This window comes from Rhizobacter sp. P5_A1 (genome assembly GCF_056400745.1).
Map to the genome: position 1 here is coordinate 1 of NZ_JBFUKR010000006.1, position 19,189 is coordinate 19,189.

18 protein-coding genes and 3 tRNA genes are annotated in these 19,189 nt (G+C 69.5%); 1 reads left to right on the forward strand and 20 read right to left on the reverse strand.

Features of this window, described 5'->3' with window-relative positions; genetic code table 11:
* The 6 genes from AC1DTW_RS08035 to AC1DTW_RS08060 form a co-directional block, all read right to left on the reverse strand.
* Nucleotides 1-246 (reverse strand): GTP-binding protein (locus AC1DTW_RS08035; RefSeq protein WP_477980511.1); only part of this gene is annotated, 246 nt, incomplete at its 3' end.
* A gap of 22 nt (nt 247-268) precedes the next feature.
* A tRNA-Thr gene (locus AC1DTW_RS08040) sits at nt 269-343 on the reverse strand.
* Between the two features lie 83 nt (nt 344-426).
* Nucleotides 427-500, reverse strand: a tRNA-Gly gene (locus AC1DTW_RS08045).
* Between the two features lie 83 nt (nt 501-583).
* Nucleotides 584-669 (reverse strand) — tRNA-Tyr (locus AC1DTW_RS08050).
* Between the two features lie 53 nt (nt 670-722).
* Nucleotides 723-1,727 (reverse strand): glycoside hydrolase family 18 protein, encoded by a 1,005-nt coding sequence (locus AC1DTW_RS08055; protein ID WP_477980512.1) that lies wholly within the window; start codon nt 1,725-1,727, stop codon nt 723-725.
* A gap of 54 nt (nt 1,728-1,781) precedes the next feature.
* Nucleotides 1,782-4,610 carry a TonB-dependent receptor gene (locus AC1DTW_RS08060; RefSeq protein WP_477980513.1) on the reverse strand — a complete coding sequence of 943 codons (2,829 nt, stop codon included), beginning with the start codon at nt 4,608-4,610 and terminating at the stop codon, nt 1,782-1,784.
* Between the two features lie 252 nt (nt 4,611-4,862).
* Between AC1DTW_RS08060 and AC1DTW_RS08065 the strand changes: the two genes are divergently transcribed.
* Nucleotides 4,863-5,606, forward strand: coding sequence for a GntR family transcriptional regulator (locus AC1DTW_RS08065; protein ID WP_477980514.1), 744 nt, complete (start codon nt 4,863-4,865; stop codon nt 5,604-5,606).
* A gap of 5 nt (nt 5,607-5,611) precedes the next feature.
* Here the strand turns inward: AC1DTW_RS08065 and AC1DTW_RS08070 are convergent, their stop codons facing one another.
* From AC1DTW_RS08070 to AC1DTW_RS08135, 14 genes are all read right to left on the reverse strand, one after another.
* The gene (locus AC1DTW_RS08070) at nt 5,612-6,676 is read right to left on the reverse strand and encodes an acyltransferase family protein (RefSeq protein WP_477980515.1); all 1,065 of its coding nucleotides are present in this window, start codon (nt 6,674-6,676) and stop codon (nt 5,612-5,614) included.
* Nucleotides 6,677-6,691: 15 nt separating this feature from the next.
* Nucleotides 6,692-7,612: a glycoside hydrolase family 16 protein gene (locus tag AC1DTW_RS08075; RefSeq protein WP_477980516.1), complete on the reverse strand. Its 921-nt coding sequence runs from the start codon at nt 7,610-7,612 to the stop codon at nt 6,692-6,694.
* 4 nt (nt 7,613-7,616) lie between these two features.
* Nucleotides 7,617-8,915, reverse strand: a complete 1,299-nt coding sequence (locus AC1DTW_RS08080) for an MFS transporter (protein WP_477980517.1) — start codon at nt 8,913-8,915, stop codon at nt 7,617-7,619.
* Between the two features lie 26 nt (nt 8,916-8,941).
* The gene (gene nagZ, locus AC1DTW_RS08085; protein WP_477980518.1) at nt 8,942-10,432 is read right to left on the reverse strand and encodes a beta-N-acetylhexosaminidase; all 1,491 of its coding nucleotides are present in this window, start codon (nt 10,430-10,432) and stop codon (nt 8,942-8,944) included.
* 2 nt (nt 10,433-10,434) lie between these two features.
* Nucleotides 10,435-11,445: an SIS domain-containing protein gene (locus AC1DTW_RS08090; protein WP_477980519.1), complete on the reverse strand. Its 1,011-nt coding sequence runs from the start codon at nt 11,443-11,445 to the stop codon at nt 10,435-10,437.
* A complete protein-coding gene (gene nagA / locus AC1DTW_RS08095) occupies nt 11,438-12,574 on the reverse strand; it encodes an N-acetylglucosamine-6-phosphate deacetylase (protein ID WP_477980520.1) in 1,137 nt (378 codons plus the stop codon). Before nagA ends, AC1DTW_RS08090 begins: the two co-directional genes overlap by 8 nt.
* A complete protein-coding gene (locus AC1DTW_RS08100; protein ID WP_477980521.1) occupies nt 12,571-13,314 on the reverse strand; it encodes a GntR family transcriptional regulator in 744 nt (247 codons plus the stop codon). The genes nagA and AC1DTW_RS08100 overlap by 4 nt, the downstream gene beginning before the upstream one ends.
* Nucleotides 13,311-14,204 (reverse strand): glucosamine kinase nucleotide-binding domain-containing protein, encoded by an 894-nt coding sequence (locus tag AC1DTW_RS08105; RefSeq protein ID WP_477980522.1) that lies wholly within the window; start codon nt 14,202-14,204, stop codon nt 13,311-13,313. The genes AC1DTW_RS08100 and AC1DTW_RS08105 overlap by 4 nt, the downstream gene beginning before the upstream one ends.
* 169 nt (nt 14,205-14,373) lie before the next feature.
* Nucleotides 14,374-15,141, reverse strand: a complete 768-nt coding sequence (locus AC1DTW_RS08110; protein ID WP_477980523.1) for a uracil-DNA glycosylase — start codon at nt 15,139-15,141, stop codon at nt 14,374-14,376.
* A gap of 5 nt (nt 15,142-15,146) precedes the next feature.
* Nucleotides 15,147-15,935: an indole-3-glycerol phosphate synthase TrpC gene (gene trpC / locus AC1DTW_RS08115; RefSeq protein WP_477980524.1), complete on the reverse strand. Its 789-nt coding sequence runs from the start codon at nt 15,933-15,935 to the stop codon at nt 15,147-15,149.
* Nucleotides 15,936-16,014: 79 nt separating this feature from the next.
* Nucleotides 16,015-17,046 carry an anthranilate phosphoribosyltransferase gene (trpD, locus tag AC1DTW_RS08120; protein ID WP_477980525.1) on the reverse strand — a complete coding sequence of 344 codons (1,032 nt, stop codon included), beginning with the start codon at nt 17,044-17,046 and terminating at the stop codon, nt 16,015-16,017.
* Nucleotides 17,047-17,058: 12 nt separating this feature from the next.
* Nucleotides 17,059-18,084: a low-specificity L-threonine aldolase gene (gene ltaE, locus AC1DTW_RS08125; RefSeq protein WP_477980526.1), complete on the reverse strand. Its 1,026-nt coding sequence runs from the start codon at nt 18,082-18,084 to the stop codon at nt 17,059-17,061.
* A complete protein-coding gene (locus tag AC1DTW_RS08130) occupies nt 18,081-18,665 on the reverse strand; it encodes an anthranilate synthase component II (protein WP_477980527.1) in 585 nt (194 codons plus the stop codon). Before AC1DTW_RS08130 ends, ltaE begins: the two co-directional genes overlap by 4 nt.
* 17 nt (nt 18,666-18,682) lie before the next feature.
* Nucleotides 18,683-19,189: a DinB family protein gene (locus AC1DTW_RS08135; protein WP_477980528.1), complete on the reverse strand. Its 507-nt coding sequence runs from the start codon at nt 19,187-19,189 to the stop codon at nt 18,683-18,685.

Sequence of the window (19,189 nt, forward strand, 5' to 3'; positions counted from 1 at the left end):
GCAGTCGACGTGGGCGTAGTGCCGGTTCTTGGTCTCGTATTCGACGTGGGCGGTGTTGATGGTGATGCCGCGCGCCTTCTCTTCGGGGGCCGCGTCAATTTGATCGTAGGCCTTGGCCTCGCCCCCGAACAGCTTGCTCAGCACGGTCGTGATCGCCGCGGTCAGCGTCGTCTTGCCGTGGTCCACGTGTCCGATCGTCCCGACGTTCACGTGGGGCTTGGTACGCTCGAATTTGCCTTTTGCCATTTCCAGCTCTCCTGTGGGGGAATGGTGCCCATGGCGCGGATCGAACGCGCGACCTCTCCCTTACCAAGGGAGTGCTCTACCACTGAGCCACATGGGCACTGATCTCATCAAAATCAGTACAGGTTTGGCAACCGCCGGCAGCCAAACCTGTGCTGACATCGCATCTTCAAAACACACGACTGGAGCGGGAGACGGGAATCGAACCCGCGTCATCAGCTTGGAAGGCTGGGGTTCTACCATTGAACTACTCCCGCCCGGGAGACACCGGCTGCCGGTTCAAACGCCCTCAAAAGCCCCGCAGCCCATTTCGAAAATCCGTGAAAATCCGCTCTTGTCCTGGTGGAGGGGGCTGGATTCGAACCAGCGTACTCGTAAGAGGGCAGATTTACAGTCTGCTGCCATTAACCACTCGGCCACCCCTCCAAGACGAACCGCGGAGTATAGCAGGGAAACGCAGGGTCTCTTCTTGGCCGAGCTCAGCGCAAGCCCTTGTCGAAGGCGGCGCTGAAGCCGAGCGCGGGCACACCCGGCAGGCCGCTGCAGATCGGCGAGGCTCCCGCGGCGGGCCCCGCACAAGGCGTGTCACGATCGAGCGCCCAGAAGTGAAGGCCGGCCAAGCCTCGCTCTCGCGCATAGCGAGCGATCACCTCCGCGTCCGCTTGGTGGAAGTCATTCGCGGCCACATCGTTGACGCCGATCATCGCCGTCAGCTCGATCTGCCGGAACGGCACGCCGTGCAGCGCGTGCAGGTTCTCGGCCGCCTGGATCGCCGAGCGCCCCATGTCGCACACCCCGTTGCCGACGACGCAGTTGGCCGCCGATGGCGGCCCGTAGTCCATCGCCATCAGGTTGACCGTGAACTCGGTCAAGCCATGGCGCCGGATCGCCTCCAGCACGCTGCGCCCCTGCCCGTTCAGGCCGTTGCGCGAGCCATCGCTGGCCGCCACGGTGGGCAGCGTGAAGCTGAAGCGCAGATTCGGGTGCTTGCGTTGCGCCACGAGCACCCGGCGCACGAGTGCGTCGACGATCTCCGGCGTCTGCTTCGCCTCGATGTCGAGATCGATGCCGACCAGCCTGGGGGACGCATAGCGCGCGATGAACGCCTCCATGCCCCCATCGCTGCCGCAGCTGAAAACGCCCCCTTCGCCGCCGGTCGAGACGATGTAGTCGACGCCGGCGCGGTTGAAGGCCGCGACGTTCGCGTCGGCAACCTGCTGCGCATCGAGCCCGCCCAGTGTCTCGGCGCCGCACTCGCCGACCGCAAAGGCCCAGCTCAGCGTGCTGCCGCGCGTCAGCAGCTCGAGCACCGGAATGGCCCTGCCGCCGACGGCAGTCGCGATCACCGGGTTGCCGCGATCGATCGCGAGTGTCAGGTCCTTGTACGGCCCGTGAACGAACGCCGGCGGCCCCGGGGGCGGCACGGCACAGGCTGCAAGCGCGAACAGCGGCAGCCCCGCGATGAGTCGTCGGAGTGTCGACATGGGTCGTGATTGTCGGTCGGGGCTCCGCGCGCGAAGCCCCGGCGCGCGCGACGTTCAGAACTTGACGCGTGCGTTCAGGTAGTACTGCCGGCCACTCTGGTAGATCGAGCGCGGCTGGTCTTCGTTCAGCGCGTAGTACTTCAGTTTCGCGTTGTTCAGGTTGTGCGCATCGAACGTGACGCTGAAGTTGTCGTTGACCTTGTAGCCCAGCGACGCCGCCACGTTGTCGACTGCGGCCTGGTAGAACGCAGTGCTGCGGTCAAGGCCGCTGTAGAAGGCCGAACGGTAGTTGTACGACAGGCGGGCATTGAACTTGTCGTTCTCGAAGTACGCGCTCAGGTTGTAGGTGTTCTTCGAGGCGCCGACGAGCGGCGCACCGTTCGACTCCTTCGCGTCGGCGTACGTGTAGTTCGCCGCGACACCGAAGTTGCCGAAGATCGGTTGCTCATAGGCCAGCTCCAGGCCCTTGACCTTGCCCTTGGTGTTCACCGGCACCGTCAGCAGGTAGTCGGCGATGAAGCCCTGCGGGAACTGGCTGCTGAAGGTCATGTACTGCTTCGTGACCTGGCCGTAGCCGACATAGCTCGACAGGTCCATGTAGAAGGCGCTCGCCGACAGCAGCGACTTCGGCGCGAAGTACCACTCGATCGTCGCGTCGACGTTGGTCGAACGGATCGGCTTCAGGTCGGGGTTGCCGCCCGAGCCCGAGCCCAGAGCGCCTTGCGCTGCCGGCGGGCTCAGCGACACCGCACCAGCCAGTGCCGAGTAGTCCGGCCGCGTCATCGTCTTCGAGATGGCAAAGCGGGCCAGCAGGTCCTTGGCCAGATCGACGGTCAGGTTGGCGCTGGGCAGCACGTCGGTATAGCTGTGGCTCACGGTCACAGGCAGGAACGGCCCGAACGCCGATGCGGTGATCGCACCCGGCGTCGTCGGATCGGTCGCCATGTTGCTGGTGACGATCTCCTTGGTCTTGACCAGGCGCACGCCGACGTTGCCGCGCCAGCCCTGGCCTTCGAGGTTGCCTTGCACGTAGAACGCACTGTTGCGCTCCTTCAGTGCGAACTCGGAATTCCAGTCCTCGCGCGAGCCGTCGGTCGCACGGTTCGTCAGCGCGTTGTAGGCGGCGAGCTGGGCCGGCGAGTAGTACCAGATGTCGCGCGGAAACGAGCCGCCGAGGCCGCCGGCGAAGTTGCCGGGGTAGTTCGCACTGCCGACCGGGAAGTTCGCCGGGTCGGCCGGCGACTTCGTGCCCACCGGGCACCAGTACTGCTGCGACCAGTCGAACGCCACCGTGTTGCCGTTCGCGTCCTTGCAGCCGGGCGACTGGCCGATCACGCCGCCCGAGCTGCGCTTGTGGTCGTTGAAGCGCACGCCGAACTTCAGGCTCTGCAGCACGCCGGCATCGACGTTGTATTCGCCGTCGAGCTGGCCCCAGTTTTCCTTGTCCTTCACCTTCACGTTCTGGTCGCCGAATATCCAGCCCAGACCGACGCCGGCCGGGCTGCTGCTGTTGTTGGTCGGACCGAGGTTCCAGTTCGCCGCGCTGTTGATGCCGTTCAAGCCCCAGCCGCCGCCGGTGCCGACGCCGGTGTTCCATTCGGCCACGTCCTGGGTCGGCGTCTTGCCGGTGCCGGTCGAGGTGCCGATCTTGCTGGTCAGCGTGAGGCGGTCGTTGGCGCGCCACTTGGCGTCGAAGTTCAGGAAGTTGGCATCGGCGCTCGCGTCGGGCCGCGAGATCTGGTCGTAGACGCCGTACTGCGTTCCTGCCACCGGCGAGAAGTTGGCCTGCACCAGCGTGTTGTTGCGCACGACGTAGCCGGCGTCGGGCGACTGGCCCGCACCCTGGTTGATGAAGTGGGTGTTCCACAGCAGGTAGTTGCGGTTGTAGTTCGCCGCCTTCATCTGCGAGACGAAGCCCGAGAGATCGAGCGTCAGGTCGTCGGTCGGCTTGATCTGGATGTCGAGCAAGCCGCCGGTGCGTTCGCGCTTCTGCTCGAACAGCGCGGAGCCGATCATCGTCGGGTACCAGACGCCGGCCAGGTCGGGGTGCGCGGTGGCCACCGCACTGCCGGCCTTGATCTGCTCGTAGCCCAGCAGCTCCTGTCCGTCGCGCCGCAGATGGCGCGTCTCGGAGAAGGCCTGCAGCAGCACGCCGACCGTCTTCGCCTCGTTCTTCCAGTTGATCAGCGCGCTGGCCTGCGGGTCGGTCTTGTTCGGCTGGCTTGCGTAGACCGCGCCCAGCGAGGCCTCGAAGGTCAGCGCCTTCTTGAAGTCCAGCGGCTTGCGGGTCAGGATGTCGACCGAGCCGACGACGCCGCCTTCCACGTCGCTGGCCTGCGAGCTCTTGTGGACAACCACCGAGCCGACCAGTTCCGACGGCAGCAACGTGTAGCTGACGCTGCGGCCCACGGTGCCGGTCTGGTTCAGGATGAACCAATCGCCGGAGGCCACGTTGTGACCATTGATCAAGGTCTGCGTGAGGCTCGGGCTCGTCCCGCGCATGCTGACGCGGTCGTTCTCGTCGAAGCCGCCCTCGTTGGCGCCGGCCGAGCTGATCGTCACGCCGGGCACCCGCTGCAGCGAATCGGCGACGTTCTTGTCGGGCATCTTGCCGATGTCTTCGGCGGTGATCACGTCGACCCGCGAATCGGCGAGGCGTTTCTGGTTCAGCGATTGCTCGATCGAGGCACGAATGCCGGTCACCGTCACCGCATTCAGCTGCGCGGCCTCGGCCGCGCGCTGGGCCGCCGGTGTCGCCGGGGCGGCCGAAGCCGCTGCGGCCGGCGGTACCGGCGCCTGCTGCGCGTGAACAGGCGCGAACGCGCCGGCCCCGGCAAGGGCGAGCGCGACCGCGGATGCGATGGGGGTCCGTTTGACGTTCATGTAAGCCTCTGTGGGTTGGGGCGGGAGCGCGCCCGTGGGAGAAGAAAGACCAGTGAAAGACCGGGGAACCGCTGGTTGCGTACCAATACACTACCACTAGAGGCCACTATGCTACCAATGTCATGAAATTGCAATAACGTTTTTGCCCCAGGGCAAAGAATGTGCTGGGGTACAGTAAAGAATGAGAGTCGAACCCGCGCACGGGGCTGGTGCAGCCCGCACCACTCGTTATCAATTGGTATGGTTCGGGGCATGACCGAACCTTCCACATTCGTCAGGCCGCTGGATCCGAACGACACCTTGCCGCTCTACCAGCAACTGCAGCGCCGGGTGCGCGAGGCCATCGAGACCCACGAGCTCGGCGCCGAAGACGCCTTGCCCTCCGAGCGCCAGCTGGCCGAAGACTTCGCGGTCTCGCGCATCACGGTGCGGCGCGCGATCGAGGGGCTGGTCCAGGAAGGCTGGCTCGTCAGCCGCCAGGGCTCAGGCAACTTCGTCTGCAGCCGCGTCGAGAAGAACTTCGCGAAGCTGACCTCGTTCTCCGAAGACATGCGCGCCCGCGGCAGTCGGCCGCACAGCGTCTGGCTGAATCGCGCGGTCGGCAGCGTGACGCCCGAGGAGGCGCTGAAGCTCGCGCTGAGCCCGGGCACGGAGGTCTACCGCTTCCACCGCCTGCGCTTCGCCGACGACGCGCCGATGGCGATCGAGTACGCCACGATCGTCGCCTGGTGCCTGCCTTCGCTCGACGCGGTCGATGCCTCCCTCTATGGTGCGCTGAGCGAGCACGGCTACCGGCCGGTGCGCGCGTTGCAGCGGCTGCGCGCGTTGTTGCTCGACGACGAACAGGCGCGTTTGCTGCAGGCGCAACCGGGCGATGCGGGGCTGTCGGTCGAGCGCCTCGGCTATCTGCGCGACGGGCGGCCGATCGAGTTGTCGCAATCAATCTATCGCGGCGACACCTACGATGTGGTGGCCGAGCTGAGCGAAGCGCCCTGATCCCGTCAGATGCTGATGCGGATGCCGCGGCGCTCCAGGGCCCGTGCCGCAGCCCAGAACAGCGCGACGAAGCCCAGCGCCCAGGCGAGTGACGGCACGGACGGCCCGGCCCATGGCCTCATCCAGCCGAAGGCCGCCGCGTACAGCGGCCCGGTCCAGTGCAGACCGTCGAGCACGCAGACCGCGAGCCACGCGGCGGCATAGGCGGCAACCGCGTTGATTCCCAGGCTGCGGCCGAGCGCCGGCCAGTCGCGGCGATCGATGAGCTCGTGCGCGAGGGCCAGCACCAACATCGCAGCACCGCCGGTGCACAGCACGTACGACGAAGTCCAGAGCTGCTTGTTGAGCGGGAATATGCTCGCCCACGCGGCGCCGAGGCCCAGCGCGACGAGGCCGACGAGCGCGAGGCGAGCGATCGACCCGCTGCGCAACCATGATCCGGCGCGCAGCCCGAGGATCGTCGTCGCGATCGCCGGCAGCGTGCTGAGCAAGCCCTCGGGGTCGTTGCCGAGACCTGTCGCGGCATCGAATTCGTAGGCGAAGCGGCCGAGCAGTGCCGCGTCGATGCGGCTCGCGAGGTTGCCTTCCTTCGTCAGCGGCCCGCCCCAGCTCAGCAAGGCCCAGTAGCCGAACAGGATCGCGACACACGCAAGCCATTGCACGCGCGCCCGCGTGTGGACCGCCAGCAGCCCGACCACCGCGAAGCACACGCCGATGCGCTGCAACACGCCCAGAGGACGGAACGTGCGCGCGTCCATCAGCAACCAGGCCACCGCGTGCAGCGCGAGGCCGAGCAGCACGATGCGCAACCCACGCCAGATCACGCCTCGCGCCAGCCCCTGCGTGAATCCGGCCTCGACGCGCGGCTCCAGCGCCAGCGCGAGCGACACGCCCACAACAAACAGGAAGAACGGAAAGATCAGATCCGCCGGCGTCAGGCCATGCCAGGCCGCGTGCTCGAGCGGGGCGAACACATGGCCCCAATCGCCGGGGTCGTTGACGAGCAGCATCGCGGCCACCGCGAGGCCGCGCAGTGCGTCGACCGATGCGAGGCGCGCGCGATCACGCATCGCGCTGACCGGCCATCAGAAGTCGCACGGGCTGGGCAGCGGCGGATTCGCCGGCGGCACGCTGTCGGTCCGCGCGGTGCCGGCGTGCCGGAACGTCGCGACGCGCGACTGCACCTCGGCCGGCGACAGCACCTGATTGCGCGCGTGGAAGACCCAGTCCACGTCCTGCTCGTAGACGCGGACCGCCGTCGTCGCGGGCAACAAGCCGCCCGGCGAGAACCACAGGTTGAAGTTGATCGCCATCGGCACGACCGGATGATTGCGCCCACCGTGCTCGGCGCGCAGCGCGCCATCGATGAACCACCGCGTCTTGCCGTCGGCGACCTGCATCAGCAGCACGTGCCAGCCGTTCATCGAGCGGAACTCTTCGTGCGGCTGGTTGAACGCGAGCCAGGGCTCGACGCGCACCGTCTGCCAGCTCACGCCGTACAGGCGCGTGCGCGCGTCGCCCCAGCCGCCGTTCGGCAGGTACTCCCAGTCGAGCTCGCTGTACTCGGGGTCGAAGTCGAACTTCAGCGGCGCCACGGCGTAGAAGGTCTGCACGACCACGTCGCCGTCCGGGCCTTGCAGCGGCGCATCGCTGAAGCGCACGCGCGCGGCATACGTGCCGTCGAGGTACTTGCGCGCATGGCACAGCTGCGCGTGCCGCGTGCCCTGCGGCGTGCCGTCGGTGCGCGCGCTCAGGCGCAGCAGCCGGTTGCCCGGCGCCGCCGGGTCGTCGACCAGCGCGAGCGATGCGGCGCTCCACGACGCGCCCTCGATGCCGGGATGGCCGCGCTGCTCGCGCACGACCCAGCCGGCGCGCGCGAGCGCGGCGAGATCGGGCTCGCTGAAGTCATCGAAGAAGACGCCGGCATCGGGCGTCGCCGAAGGCGGCACGGCCGACGCGCAGCCCGCCAGCACGACGCACGCGAGCCCGCCGGTCGACAGCCGCATCGCCCTAGGCTTCGACGGGCTGTTGCGCCGGCGCGGGGCGCGCCGCGCCGTCCAGCTTCATGAAGCGCGACAGCAGCAGCACCGGCACGGCCGAGACCAGCACCCACAGGAAGAAGGTCTGGTAGCCCAGCGCGGTCTGGATGTCACCGCTGATCATCTTGAAGAACACGAAGCCGAGCTGCATCACGCCGGTGCCGAGCGCGTAGTGCGCGGTCTGGTACCTGCCGACCGCGACGACCTGCATGATGAACAGGATCACGCCGACGAACCCGAAGCCGTAGCCGAACATCTCGAGCCCGAGCGCCGTGGCGATCACCGCGAGTTTCGTCGGCAGCGCGGTGCTCAGAAAGTAGAACGCGAGGTTCGGCAGGTTCACCGCCAGGATCAGGAAGAACATCGCGCGCTTCAGCCCCAGCCACGCGGTGAAGTAGCCGCCGCAGACGCTGCCGACGAGGAACGCGACGGTGCCCGCCGTGCCGTAGACCCAACCCACCTCGTCGGTCGTCAGCCCCAGCCCGCCGAGCGCGCGCGCCTCGCGCAGGAACAGCGGGCCGATGGTCTGGATCTGCCCTTCGCCGGCGCGGAACAGGATGATGAAGAGGATCGCGAACCAGATGCCGGGCTTGCGGAAGAAGTCGGTGAGCACGTCCCACAGCGTCGGCCACACGCCGCGCGCAGAAGCCTCGCCGCGCGGCGCGTTGCGCGACACGGGCAAGGCCCACAGGTGGTACAGCGCCAGGCCCGCCATCATCGCGCCGGCCAGGCCGAAGATGAGGGCCCACGCGTGCGACGCGTCCATGCGCTTCTCGAGGTGGCCGGCGAGGATCACCAACCCGCCGAGCGAGATGAACTTCGCCGCGTTGAAGAACGCGCCCTGCCAGCCGGCGTAGGCCGCCTGCTGCTTCGCCGTGAGGCTCGCGATGTACAGGCCGTCGGCCGCGATGTCGTGCGTGGCGGCCGCGACCGCGGCGAGTGCGAGCAGCGCGATGCTCGTCGCGAACCACGCCGGCAACTGCAGCGACAGCGCGACCAGCCCGAGCGCCGCGGCGCCGGTGACCTGGAACAGCACGACCATCGCCTTCTTGCTCGGTGCCGCCTCGAGCAGCGGGCTCCACAGCGGCTTGAAGACCCATGCGAGGCCGATCAGTCCGGTCCAGCGCGCGATCTGGTCGTTCGGCACGCCCATGCTCTTGTACATCAGCCCCGCGATCAGTGCGACCGCGTAGAACGGCAGGCCTTCGGCGAAGTACAACGTCGGCACCCAGAACATCGGAGAGCGCCGCGCGGTCGGGTCGGTGGACATGGGCAACGCCTTGGTTGGATGAAAGTTCAGTGCGCGTCCGTGAGCCGGACCGGCGCCCGGCCGGTCAAGGTGCCGCGGCCTTCGAGCCAGGCCTGCAGCGCATCGAGCGCGCCGTCGGCGTAGCCCCAGGTCACGACCGTGGGCGCGGCCACGTCGAGAGCCTGGAACGGATTCCACAACACCAGGTGCAGATCGGGCCGCCAGCTTTCGCTGCGCGCGCCGTAGCGATCGCGGTGGTTCGACGCGAGCACGGTGAGCCGATCGTCCTGCGGCAACGCCGCCCAGTCGATCCGGTCGAGACGATCGAACGAGATCAGCTCGACATCGGCGAAGCGCTGGAACAGCCGCTCGACCTGCTCGCCCGACGGCCCGGCTTCGGAGACACCGTCGCAGGGCACGTTGCGCTGCGTCAGCACGCGCAGCGGCTGATCGAGGCGCGGTGCGCGCGGCGCATCCAGCGCGGTCAGGCCCTGCGCCCACGCGCGGCGCATCAGGGCGTCGTCGGTCGCGCGCTGCGCGGCGGGATAGTCCGGCCACCGCACCGGATAGCGCCCGGCCAGCGCGTCGAGCCGCGCGCGCGCCTTAAGCAGCGCGGCGTCGGGCAGCGCACCACTCGCACGCGCGGCCGTGATCGCGTGAATCGCCGCGGCCTGTTCCGCCTGCGTGCCCAGGGCCATCACCATGTCGGCGCCGGCCTGCAGCGCCAGCACCGCGGCGCGGTCGTGGCCGTAGCGTTCATGGATCGCCTTCATCACCAGCGAGTCGGTGATCACGACGCCGTCGTAGCCCCACGCACCGCGCAGCAACTCGCCGAGCAGCTTGCGCGACAGCGTGGCCGGGTGCTCGGCATCGAGCTGCGGATAGACGATGTGCGCGGTCATCATCGCCGGCGCTTCGTGCCGCAGTGCCGCGAACGGCAGCAGCTCCAGCGCCTGCAGCTCGGCCAGCGATTTGTCGACCACCGGCAGCGCGAGGTGCGAATCGACATGCGTGTCGCCGTGCCCGGGGAAATGCTTGACGCAGCAGGCCACGCCGGCGCGCAGCGCGCCGCGCATCCACGCGCCGGCGAGCCGCGCGACCTCGAGCGGGTCTTCCGAGAAGCTGCGCTCGGCGATGACCGGGTTCGCCGGGTTGTTGTTGACGTCGAGCACCGGCGCGAAGTCCCAGTTGAAACCCAGGCTGCGCACGCCGCGGCCGACCGCCTCGCCGACCGCCTCGGCCAGCGCTTCGTCACCACAGGCGCCGAGCGCCATCGCGGCGGGCGGCTGCGGCAGGAAGGTCGCGCGCACGACCGAGCCGCCTTCCTGATCGAGCCCGATCAGCGCGTGTTCGCCCATGGCTTCGCGCAGGTCGCGCGTCAGTTGCCTGACCTGCGCCTCGCTGCCGAGGTTGGCGCGGAACAGGCACACCGCGCGGATGCGGTGCGTGCGCAGAAAGCGCGCCTGCTCGGCATCGAGCACCGTGCCCGCGATGTTGACCATCACGAGCTGCCCGGAGTGAAACGCGTCGAGGCTCATGGTCAGTGCGTCCGTGTGACCTTGGCGAGATGCCGCGGCCGGTCCGGATCGAAGCCGCGGGCCCGTGCCAGCGCCTCGACCATCGGGTAGAAGCTCTGTACCGCCGAGATCGGATCGAGCTCGATCGATGCGGTCTCGATGATCGGCAGCTCGGCGCCCGGTGTGCCGGCAGGCGCCGCGAGCAGCACGCGCGCACCGCGCTGGCGCATCTCGTCGGCGAGCGCGAGCAGCCCGGCCTGCGCCGGCCCGCGCGGCGCGAACACCAGCAGCGGATAGCCCTCGCCGATCAGCGCCATCGGCCCGTGCTTGACCTCGGCGCCCGAGAACGCCTCGGCCTGGATCGCGCAGGTCTCCTTGAATTTCAGCGCCGCCTCCTGAGCGATCGCCAGGCCGGTGCCGCGGCCGATCACGAACAGGCGATCGGCATCCGCCAATGCCTCGACCGCAGCCCCCCAGTCGGCATGCGCGGCGCGTGCCAGCACGCCCGGCAGACCCGACAGCGCGGCCTGCAGCACGAGGTCGTCCTGCCAGGCCGCGACGAGCCGCGCGCCGGCGACCAGCTGCGCGATGAAACTCTTGGTCGCGGCCACGCTCGCCTCGACGCCGGCATGCAGCGGGAACACCCACTGCGAGGCCTGCGCGAGCGGCGATTCGGCATCGTTGACGAAGGCCACGGTGCAGGCACCGCCGGCCTTGAAGAAGCGCGTCGGCGCGACCAGGTCCGGGCTCTGGCCCGATTGCGAGAACGCCAGCGAGACCAAGCCGTCGCAGACGATCTGCGACTGGTACAGCGTGATCAGCGACATCGGCAGCGAGGTCACGAGCCGGCCCATGCGCGCCATGATCAGGTAGGCCATGAAGTGCGCGGCGTGGTCGGAGCTGCCGCGCGCCACCGTCAGCAGCGCGTTCGGATGGGTCGCGCGCAGCAGCGCACCGAAGTCGCTGTACGCCGGGTCGTCGTGACCCAGCTGCCGCGCCACGGCCGCGGGCGCCTCGCGGGCCTCGTCAAGCATGCGCGTGTTCAATCGACACTCCTTCCACGATCACGTCCTTCAGTTTCAGGTCGCGGTCGAGCACGACCGCATCGGCCCAATGACCCGCCTGCAGGCGGCCGCGGTCGGGCACGCCGAGGTGGTCGGCCGCATGCGTGGAGACGCGCCGGGACGCATCGGCCAGGTCGAGCCCGAGCTCGTCGACGAGGTTGCGCAGCGCCTGGTCCATCGTCAGGGTCGACCCGGCGAGCGTGCCGTCGGGCAGGCGCACGCCGCCCAGGCACTTGGTGACCTTGTGGCGGCCGAGCTTGTAGTCGCCGTCGGGCATGCCGGCGGCGGCGGTCGAATCGGTCACGCAGTACAGGCAGGGGATGGCGCGCAGCGCGACGCGGATCGCGCCCGCATGCGCATGCAGCAGGTCCGGGATGATCTCGGAGTAGGTCGCGTGCGCGAGTGCTGCGCCGACCATGCCCGGCTCGCGGTGGTGCATGCCGCTCATCGCATTGAACAGGTGCGTGAAGCCGCCTGCGCCGCGCTGCAGCGCGCGCACGCCGTCTTCGTAACTGCCCAGCGTGTGGCCGATCTGCACGCGGTAACCGGCGGCGCAGAGCGCCTCGATCGCGTCCATGTTGCCGGCGGTCTCGGGCGCGAGCGTGATCAGGCGGATCGGCGCGAGCGCATTCAGACGCGCGATCTCGTCCATCTGCACCGGGCGCGCGAAGTTGGGCTGGGCGCCGAGCTTGCCGGGATTGATGTACGGGCCCTCGAGGTGCACGCCGAGCACGCGTGCGCTGCGCGGGGCGCGCGCCGCGATCGCCGGACCGAGCGCGCCGAACGCGAGCGTCAGGTCGGGCAGCGGCGCCGTCATCGTCGTCGCGAGCATCGCGGTGGTGCCGTGACCGGCATGCAGCTCGGCGACGCGCGCGGCAGCATCGCCGCCTTCCATGATGTCGTGGCCGCCGCCGCCGTGCACGTGCAGGTCGACGAAGCCGGGCAGCACCAGCGGCGCGGCGGTGTCGCGCGCCGCAGCCAGATCCACCGGCGTGCCCTCGATGCGCACGATGCGGCCATCGGCAGCCCATTCGATGCGGCCGTCGACGAAGCCTTGCGGCGTCAGGATGCGACCGGAAAGTGTCTTGAACTCGCTCATGCGTCGCGCCTCATCTCCGCCACGAAGTCGTAATAGTCGCTGCGGCAGTACGAATGCGTCAGCTCCACCGCCTGGCCCGATTCGAGGTAGCCGATGCGGGTGATGAACAGTACCGCCTGGCCGACCGGCACGCCGAGTTGCTCGGCCAGCCGCGGCTGCGCATTCAGCGCGCGGATGTGCTGCAGTGCGCGCACCGGCGCCTGGCCGAGGCCGGTCAGGTGCTCGTACAGCGACCCCTCGACCGCCTCGGGCCGCGGCAGCGCGTTCTCGGGCAGCACGCTGACCTCATAGGCCATCACCACGTCGTCGGCCAGCCGCAGCCGCTCCAGCCGCGCGACGCGCGCGCCGGGCGACAGGCCCAGGCTGAGCTGCTCGTCGGCCACGGCCGCGGTCACGCTGCGCTTGAGCCAGCGCGACGACGGCGTGTAGCCGCGCTGGTGCAGTTCCTCGGAGAAGCTCGTCAGTCGCGACAGCGGCTGCTCGATCCGCGGCGCGATGTAGTTGCCCGAGCCGCGGCGGCGCACGATCAGCCCCTGCTCCTCGAGCTGGTCGATCGCCTTGCGCGCGGTCACGCGCGAGACGTCGACCGCCTCGGAGAGCACGCGCTCCGACGGCAAGGCCTCGTCGGCCTGGAAGCGGCCTTCGCGGATCGCCTGGCCGAGCTTGCGGGCGAGCTGCAGGTACAGCGGCGAGCTGTCGCGCGCGTCGGGCTTGAGGTCGAGCACGGCCTTCTTCTTCATGTCGGCGCCGTCTTGGGCGGGGTCGTCAGGGCCTGGCGGATCAGGGTCAGCGCGCCCGCGTCGGGGCCGTCGGCCGGGTCGACGCAGCGCGCCCGCAGCGCGGCCGACAGGCGCGGCGCCAGGCGGCGCGCGACGCTGCCCGACACGGCCAGCGGCAGCTCGCCGCGCGGATCGAGCGCATCGGCCATCTGTTCGAGCGCGTCGACCGCGCGGCCGAGCAGCTGCGCCGCGTCCGGGTCGTCGGCCTCGGCATCGAACACCATCGGCGCGAGCTGCGCATACGCGAACTGACCCGCCTGTGCACACCACGCGAGCAAGCTCTCGCGGTCGGCACCGCAGACGCCCCAGACGCGGCGCGCGAGCGGGCCGGCCGGGCGGCGACCGTCCATCGCCGCCTGCGCGAGGCGCACCGCGCGCAGACCGAGCCACGCGCCGCTGCCTTCATCGCCGACCGGGAAGCCCCAGCCGCCGACACTGCCGCGCGAGCCATCGGCCCGCAGCACTTCGCCGACGCTGCCGGTGCCCGCCGCGACGATCACGCCGGGCCGCCCGCGATGCGCCCCCAGCAGCATCGCGAAGGCATCGGTGTCGACCGCGAGCTGCCCGAAGCCGATGTTCGCGGCGACGAAGGCCTCGCGCCAGGGCGCGTGCGTCGCGCCCGCCAGGCCGGCGCCGAGCGCGCACGCGGACCAGTCGGCGGGTTGGCGCATTCCGGCCGACTCGAACGCCCGGGCGACCGCCAGTTGGACTTCGTGCCACGCCGAAGCCGCACCGCGCGCGAGGCCCGAAGGCCCCGCCACACCGTGGCCGAGCACCGCGCCATCGCGACTCGCGAGCAAGGCCCGCGTTGCGGTGCCGCCGCCATCGACCCCCACCAGAAACTCGATCATGACCCGCCCTTTTGGCGCCTCGACTGCCAAGCGGGCAAGCGCCCGCCGATAGAACCAGTTTAGTACCAGTAATACCAATCTGTCAATTGGCCGCCGATGAAAACCGGAGCGTCTCCGAATACCAGTTGAGTACCAAAACCAGGACTCTTCTCGGGGTCGGCCAGGCCGCTCACCAGCGGATCGACGCGCAGCCGGGCCGATGCTTCGCGAGGAACGCGTTGGCCTGGCTGAAGTGCTTGCAGCCGACGAACGGCACCGGCGGCCGATTGGCCGAGAGCGGCGACGGGTGATTGCCGACCAGCAACTTGTGCCTGCCTTTCCCGGCGTGCTCGATCAGCGCCGCCTTGCGCTGCGCCGAGGCGCCCCAGAGCATGAAGACCGCCGGGTCGGACTGCGCGGCGACGCGAACAAGCAGCGCGTCGGTCAGCGCCTCCCAGCCTCGATTCGCGTGGCTCTGCGCGGCGCCGTCTTCGACGGTCAGCACCGCGTTCAGCAGCAGCACGCCCTGCTCGGCCCATCGGCTCAGGTCGTCGTGGCAGATCGACGCTGCGCCGGTGTCGATCGCGACCTCCTTCAGGATGTTGCGCAGGCTCGGCGGCTTCTTGTGCCCCGGCGCGACCGAGAACGCGAGGCCTTGCGCCTGTCCGGCGCCGTGGTACGGGTCCTGGCCGAGGATCGCGACGCGCACCGTGTCGGGCGGGTTGAACTCGAGCGCACGAAATACGTGGCGCGGATAGACGGCCGCGCCGTCACGCACGCGCTGGTCGACGAAGGCCGCGAGCGCCCGGCCGGTGTCGCTGCGGATGAACGGGTCGGTAACCGGGCGCCAGGCCGACGGGACGCGCTCGAACACCTGCGCGAGCGGTTCGCACAGCCTGTTGTCAGACGCATCGGCCGCCTCGCCCGCCGCGCCGCTGTCGAACAACCCGACCTGCATCGGGCTCAGCCGAACAGCTCGGCCAGCGCCTTGCCCGGGTCGGGCGCGCGCATGAAGGCCTCGCCGACCAGGAACGCATGCACGTTCGCATCGCGCATGCGCTGCACGTCGGCGCGCACGAGGATGCCGCTTTCGGTGACCGGCAGGCGCTCGGCGGGCACTTGACCGAGCAGATCGAGCGTCGTCTGCAGCGTGACCTCGAACGTGCGCAGGTTGCGGTTGTTGATGCCGATCAGCCTTGTTTCCAGGCGCAGCGCGCGCTCGAGCTCGGCGCCGTCGTGCACCTCGACCAGCACCGCCATTCCCAGCGCCTGCGCCTGCGCCTCGAGGTCGATCATCTGCGCGTCGTCGAGGCAGGCGGCGATCAGCAGGATGCAGTCGGCGCCCATCTCGCGCGCCTCGAAGACCTGGTAGGCATCGACCATGAAATCCTTGCGCAGCACCGGCAGGCCGCAGGCGGCGCGCGCCTCGCGCAGGAACGCGGCGCTGCCCTGGAAGAAGTTGACATCGGTCAGCACGCTCAGCGTCGCTGCGCCGTGTTCTTCGTAGCTCTCGGCGATCGCGGCCGGCACGAACTTCTCGCGCAGCACGCCCTTGCTCGGGCTGGCCTTCTTGACCTCGGCGATCACGCCGGCCCGGCCCGCCGCGATCTTCGCGCGCAGCGCGCCGACGAAGTCGCGCTGGCCGCCGAGCGACTCGGCGTCGCGCCGCAGCGAAGCCAGGTCGCGTTGGCGCCGCGCCAGCGAGATCTCGTCGCGCTTGACCGCGATGATCTTGTTCAGGATGTCGCTCACAGGACCCCTTCGTCCGATGAATACATCGGCCGGCCCCCCGAGGGGAGCAGCCTTGCTTGGGGCGGCCCGGCGCGGCGGCTCATGGTGCGAGCGCCTTTGCCCGTGCGATGAACTGCTCGAGCTTCGCCTGCGCCCGGCCCGAGGCGAGCGCCTCGCGTGCGAGCGCGACGCCATCGACCATCGTCGCCGCGACGTTCGCCGCGTACAGCGCGACCCCCGCGTTCAGCAGCACGATGTCGCGCGGCGCGCCCGGCTCGTTCGCCAGCACGCTGCGCAGCAGCGCCATCGACTGCTCCGGGGTGGCGACCTTCAACGCCCGGTTGCTCGCCATCGTCAGGCCGAAGTCCTCGGGATGGATCTCGTACTCGCGGATCTCGCCGTCGCGGTACTCGCCGACCATCGTCGCGGCGCCGAGCGAGACCTCGTCCATGCCGTCACGGCCGTAGACGACCACCGCGTGCTCGGCGCCGAGCCGCTGCAGCGCGCGCACCTGGATGCCGACGAGGTCGGGGTGGAACACGCCCATCAGGATGTTCGGCGCATCGGCCGGGTTCGTCAGCGGCCCGAGGATGTTGAAGATCGTGCGCACGCCGAGCTCCTTGCGCACCGGCGCGACGTTCTTCATCGCCGGATGGTGGTTCGGCGCAAACATGAAGCCGATGCCGGTCTCCGCGATGCACTGCGCGATCGCAGGCGGCGCCAGGTTCAGCGGCATCCCCATCGCCTCGAGCACGTCGGCGCTGCCAGACTTGCTGCTGACGCTGCGGTTGCCATGCTTGCTGACGCGCGCCCCGGCGGCGGCCGCGACGAACATGCTGCAGGTCGAGATGTTGAAGGTGTGCGAGCCATCGCCGCCGGTGCCGACGATGTCGACCAGGTGCGTGCGGTCGGCGACCTCGACCTTGGTCGAGAACTCGCGCATCACCTGCGCGGCGGCGGTGATCTCGCCGATCGTCTCCTTCTTGACGCGCAGCCCGATCAGCAGCGCGGCCATCATCACCGGCGACATCTCGCCGCTCATGATGCGCCGCACCAGCGCGAGCATTTCGTCGTGGAAGATCTCGCGGTGGTCGATCGTGCGGGTCAGCGCGTCGAGATTCGTGATGGTCATGGTCGTGCCCCTTCAGGTGGACAGGTGTTCGCGCACCGCGGCGATCGCGCGGTCGATGCCGGCGACGTCGACATCGAGGTGCGTCACGAAGCGCAGCCGGTACAGGCCGGTGGCCAGGATGCCGCGCGACTTCAGGTGCTCGATCAGCCCGGCAGCGCGCGGGCCCTGCAGGTCGGCGAACACGATGTTGGTCTGCGGCGGCTCGACCGTCAGCCCGGGCAGCCCGGCGACGCCCTCGGCCAGGCGCCGCGCGAGCGCGTGATCGTCGGCCAGGCGCTCGACATGGTGCTCCAGCGCATGCAGCGCCGCCGCCGCGAGCAGGCCCGACTGGCGCATGCCGCCGCCGAGCATCTTGCGCCAGCGGTGCGCGCCGCGGATGAACGCCTTCGGGCCGACCAGCGCCGAGCCGACCGGCGCGCCCAGGCCCTTCGAGAAGCAGACCGAGACGCTGTCGAAGTGCTGCGCGATCGCGCGCGCGTTGGCCTTCGGATCACCGTCGAGCGCGACGGCGGCATTGAACAGCCGCGCGCCGTCGAGATGCGTCGCCAGGCCGCGGCGGCGCGCGAGCGCGGTGGCGTCCGCGAGGTAGGCCATCGGCAGCACCTTGCCGCCGAGCGTGTTCTCCAGGGTCAGCAGACGGCTGCGCGCGAAGTGCGAATCGTCGGGCTTGATCGCGGCCTCGATGTCGGCGAGCGCGAGCGTTCCGTCGGCCTGGTGCTCGAGCGGCTGCGGCTGCACGCTGCCGAGCACGGCGGCGCCGCCGCCTTCCCAGCGGTAGGTGTGCGCCATCTGGCCGACGATGTACTCGTCGCCGCGGCCGCAGTGGCTCATGATCGCGACCAGGTTGCTCTGCGTGCCGGTCGGGACGAACAGCGCCGCCTCCTTGCCGAGCAGTTCGGCGATGCGCTGCTGCAGCGCGTTGACGCTCGGGTCGTCGCCGAACACGTCGTCGCCGAGCGGAGCGGCGAGCATCGCGGCGCGCATCGCCGGGGTCGGTTGGGTGACGGTGTCCGAGCGCAGATCGACGACGGGGTTCATGCGGCCAACTCCAGGAAGTTCTTCAGCATCGCATGCCCATGCTCGGTCAGGATCGACTCGGGGTGGAACTGCACGCCTTCGAGCGGCGTCTTCGTGCCGGCGAGTTCGCGATGGCGCACGCCCATGATCTCGTCGTCCTGCGAGGTCGAGGTCACGTCGAGCACGGCCGGCAGCGTCGCGCGCTCGATCACCAGCGAGTGGTAGCGGATCACCGTGAAGGACTTCGGCAGCGCGGTGTAGACGCCGCGCTCGTCGGTCGTGATCACGTCGGTCTTGCCGTGCATCTGCGCCTTCGCGCGGATCACCTTGCCGCCGAGCGCGGCGCCGATCGCCTGGTGCCCCAGGCACACGCCGAGGATCGGCATCTTGCCGGTGAAGGCCTCGATCGCCGCGACGCACACGCCCGCCTCGGCCGGCGAGCACGGCCCGGGCGACAGCACCAGCTTGTCGGGGTTCAGCGCGCCGATGCCGGCGACGTCGATTTCGTCGTTGCGCAGCACGCGCACGTCCTCGCCGAGCTCGGCGAAGTACTGCACCAGGTTGAACGTGAAAGAGTCGTAGTTGTCGATCATCAGCAGCATGGTCGGCTCCTTGCGCGTCAGGCCGGTTCGCGCCGCTGGGGCTCGGACCGGTGCAGGTGGACCGTGAAGATGTCGCGCGGCGGCGCGACCGACGCACCGACCATGATGCGCCCGACGGCGCCGCGGTGGTAGCTGCCGTGGGTGATCACGTGCGCCAGCATTTCCTCGCGCGACATGCGACCGCGCGCGCCGTCGGTGAACGCGAATGCGATGACCTCGCTCAACTGCGCCGAGGACAGCGTGCCGACATGCTCGACATACCAGCGATCGGAGTCGATCACCGCGTCGCGCAGCGCCTCGAGCGTCGGCGTCTCGGCCGTGTTCGTGGCCGCATGGCCATGCGCGCGCCCGCACAGGTGCGCAGCGAAGATCCGGTCGACGACGAAGATGTGGTTCAGCAGCCGGATCGCCGCATGCCGCTCGGCCGGGTGCGCGACCGCGTCGATCTTGCCGAGCTCGGCAAAGAGCTCCTCGTTGGCCCAGGCCTTGTGCCGGAAGAGGGATTGAAGCAGTGCCGCGCTCAT

Coding starts and splice junctions, on each gene's coding strand:
- AC1DTW_RS08110 (WP_477980523.1), bottom strand. CDS start 15,141: ATGCAGGTCGGGTTGTTCGACAGCGGCGCGGCGGGCGAGGCGGCCGAT.
- AC1DTW_RS08065 (WP_477980514.1), top strand. CDS start 4,863: ATGACCGAACCTTCCACATTCGTCAGGCCGCTGGATCCGAACGACACC.
- AC1DTW_RS08135 (WP_477980528.1), bottom strand. CDS start 19,189: ATGAGCGCGGCACTGCTTCAATCCCTCTTCCGGCACAAGGCCTGGGCC.
- trpD (WP_477980525.1), bottom strand. CDS start 17,046: ATGACCATCACGAATCTCGACGCGCTGACCCGCACGATCGACCACCGC.
- nagZ (WP_477980518.1), bottom strand. CDS start 10,432: ATGAGCCTCGACGCGTTTCACTCCGGGCAGCTCGTGATGGTCAACATC.
- AC1DTW_RS08060 (WP_477980513.1), bottom strand. CDS start 4,610: ATGAACGTCAAACGGACCCCCATCGCATCCGCGGTCGCGCTCGCCCTT.
- AC1DTW_RS08075 (WP_477980516.1), bottom strand. CDS start 7,612: ATGCGGCTGTCGACCGGCGGGCTCGCGTGCGTCGTGCTGGCGGGCTGC.
- AC1DTW_RS08105 (WP_477980522.1), bottom strand. CDS start 14,204: ATGATCGAGTTTCTGGTGGGGGTCGATGGCGGCGGCACCGCAACGCGG.
- ltaE (WP_477980526.1), bottom strand. CDS start 18,084: ATGAACCCCGTCGTCGATCTGCGCTCGGACACCGTCACCCAACCGACC.
- AC1DTW_RS08130 (WP_477980527.1), bottom strand. CDS start 18,665: ATGCTGCTGATGATCGACAACTACGACTCTTTCACGTTCAACCTGGTG.
- AC1DTW_RS08100 (WP_477980521.1), bottom strand. CDS start 13,314: ATGAAGAAGAAGGCCGTGCTCGACCTCAAGCCCGACGCGCGCGACAGC.
- AC1DTW_RS08070 (WP_477980515.1), bottom strand. CDS start 6,676: ATGCGTGATCGCGCGCGCCTCGCATCGGTCGACGCACTGCGCGGCCTC.
- AC1DTW_RS08080 (WP_477980517.1), bottom strand. CDS start 8,915: ATGTCCACCGACCCGACCGCGCGGCGCTCTCCGATGTTCTGGGTGCCG.
- AC1DTW_RS08055 (WP_477980512.1), bottom strand. CDS start 1,727: ATGTCGACACTCCGACGACTCATCGCGGGGCTGCCGCTGTTCGCGCTT.
- nagA (WP_477980520.1), bottom strand. CDS start 12,574: ATGAGCGAGTTCAAGACACTTTCCGGTCGCATCCTGACGCCGCAAGGC.
- AC1DTW_RS08090 (WP_477980519.1), bottom strand. CDS start 11,445: ATGCTTGACGAGGCCCGCGAGGCGCCCGCGGCCGTGGCGCGGCAGCTG.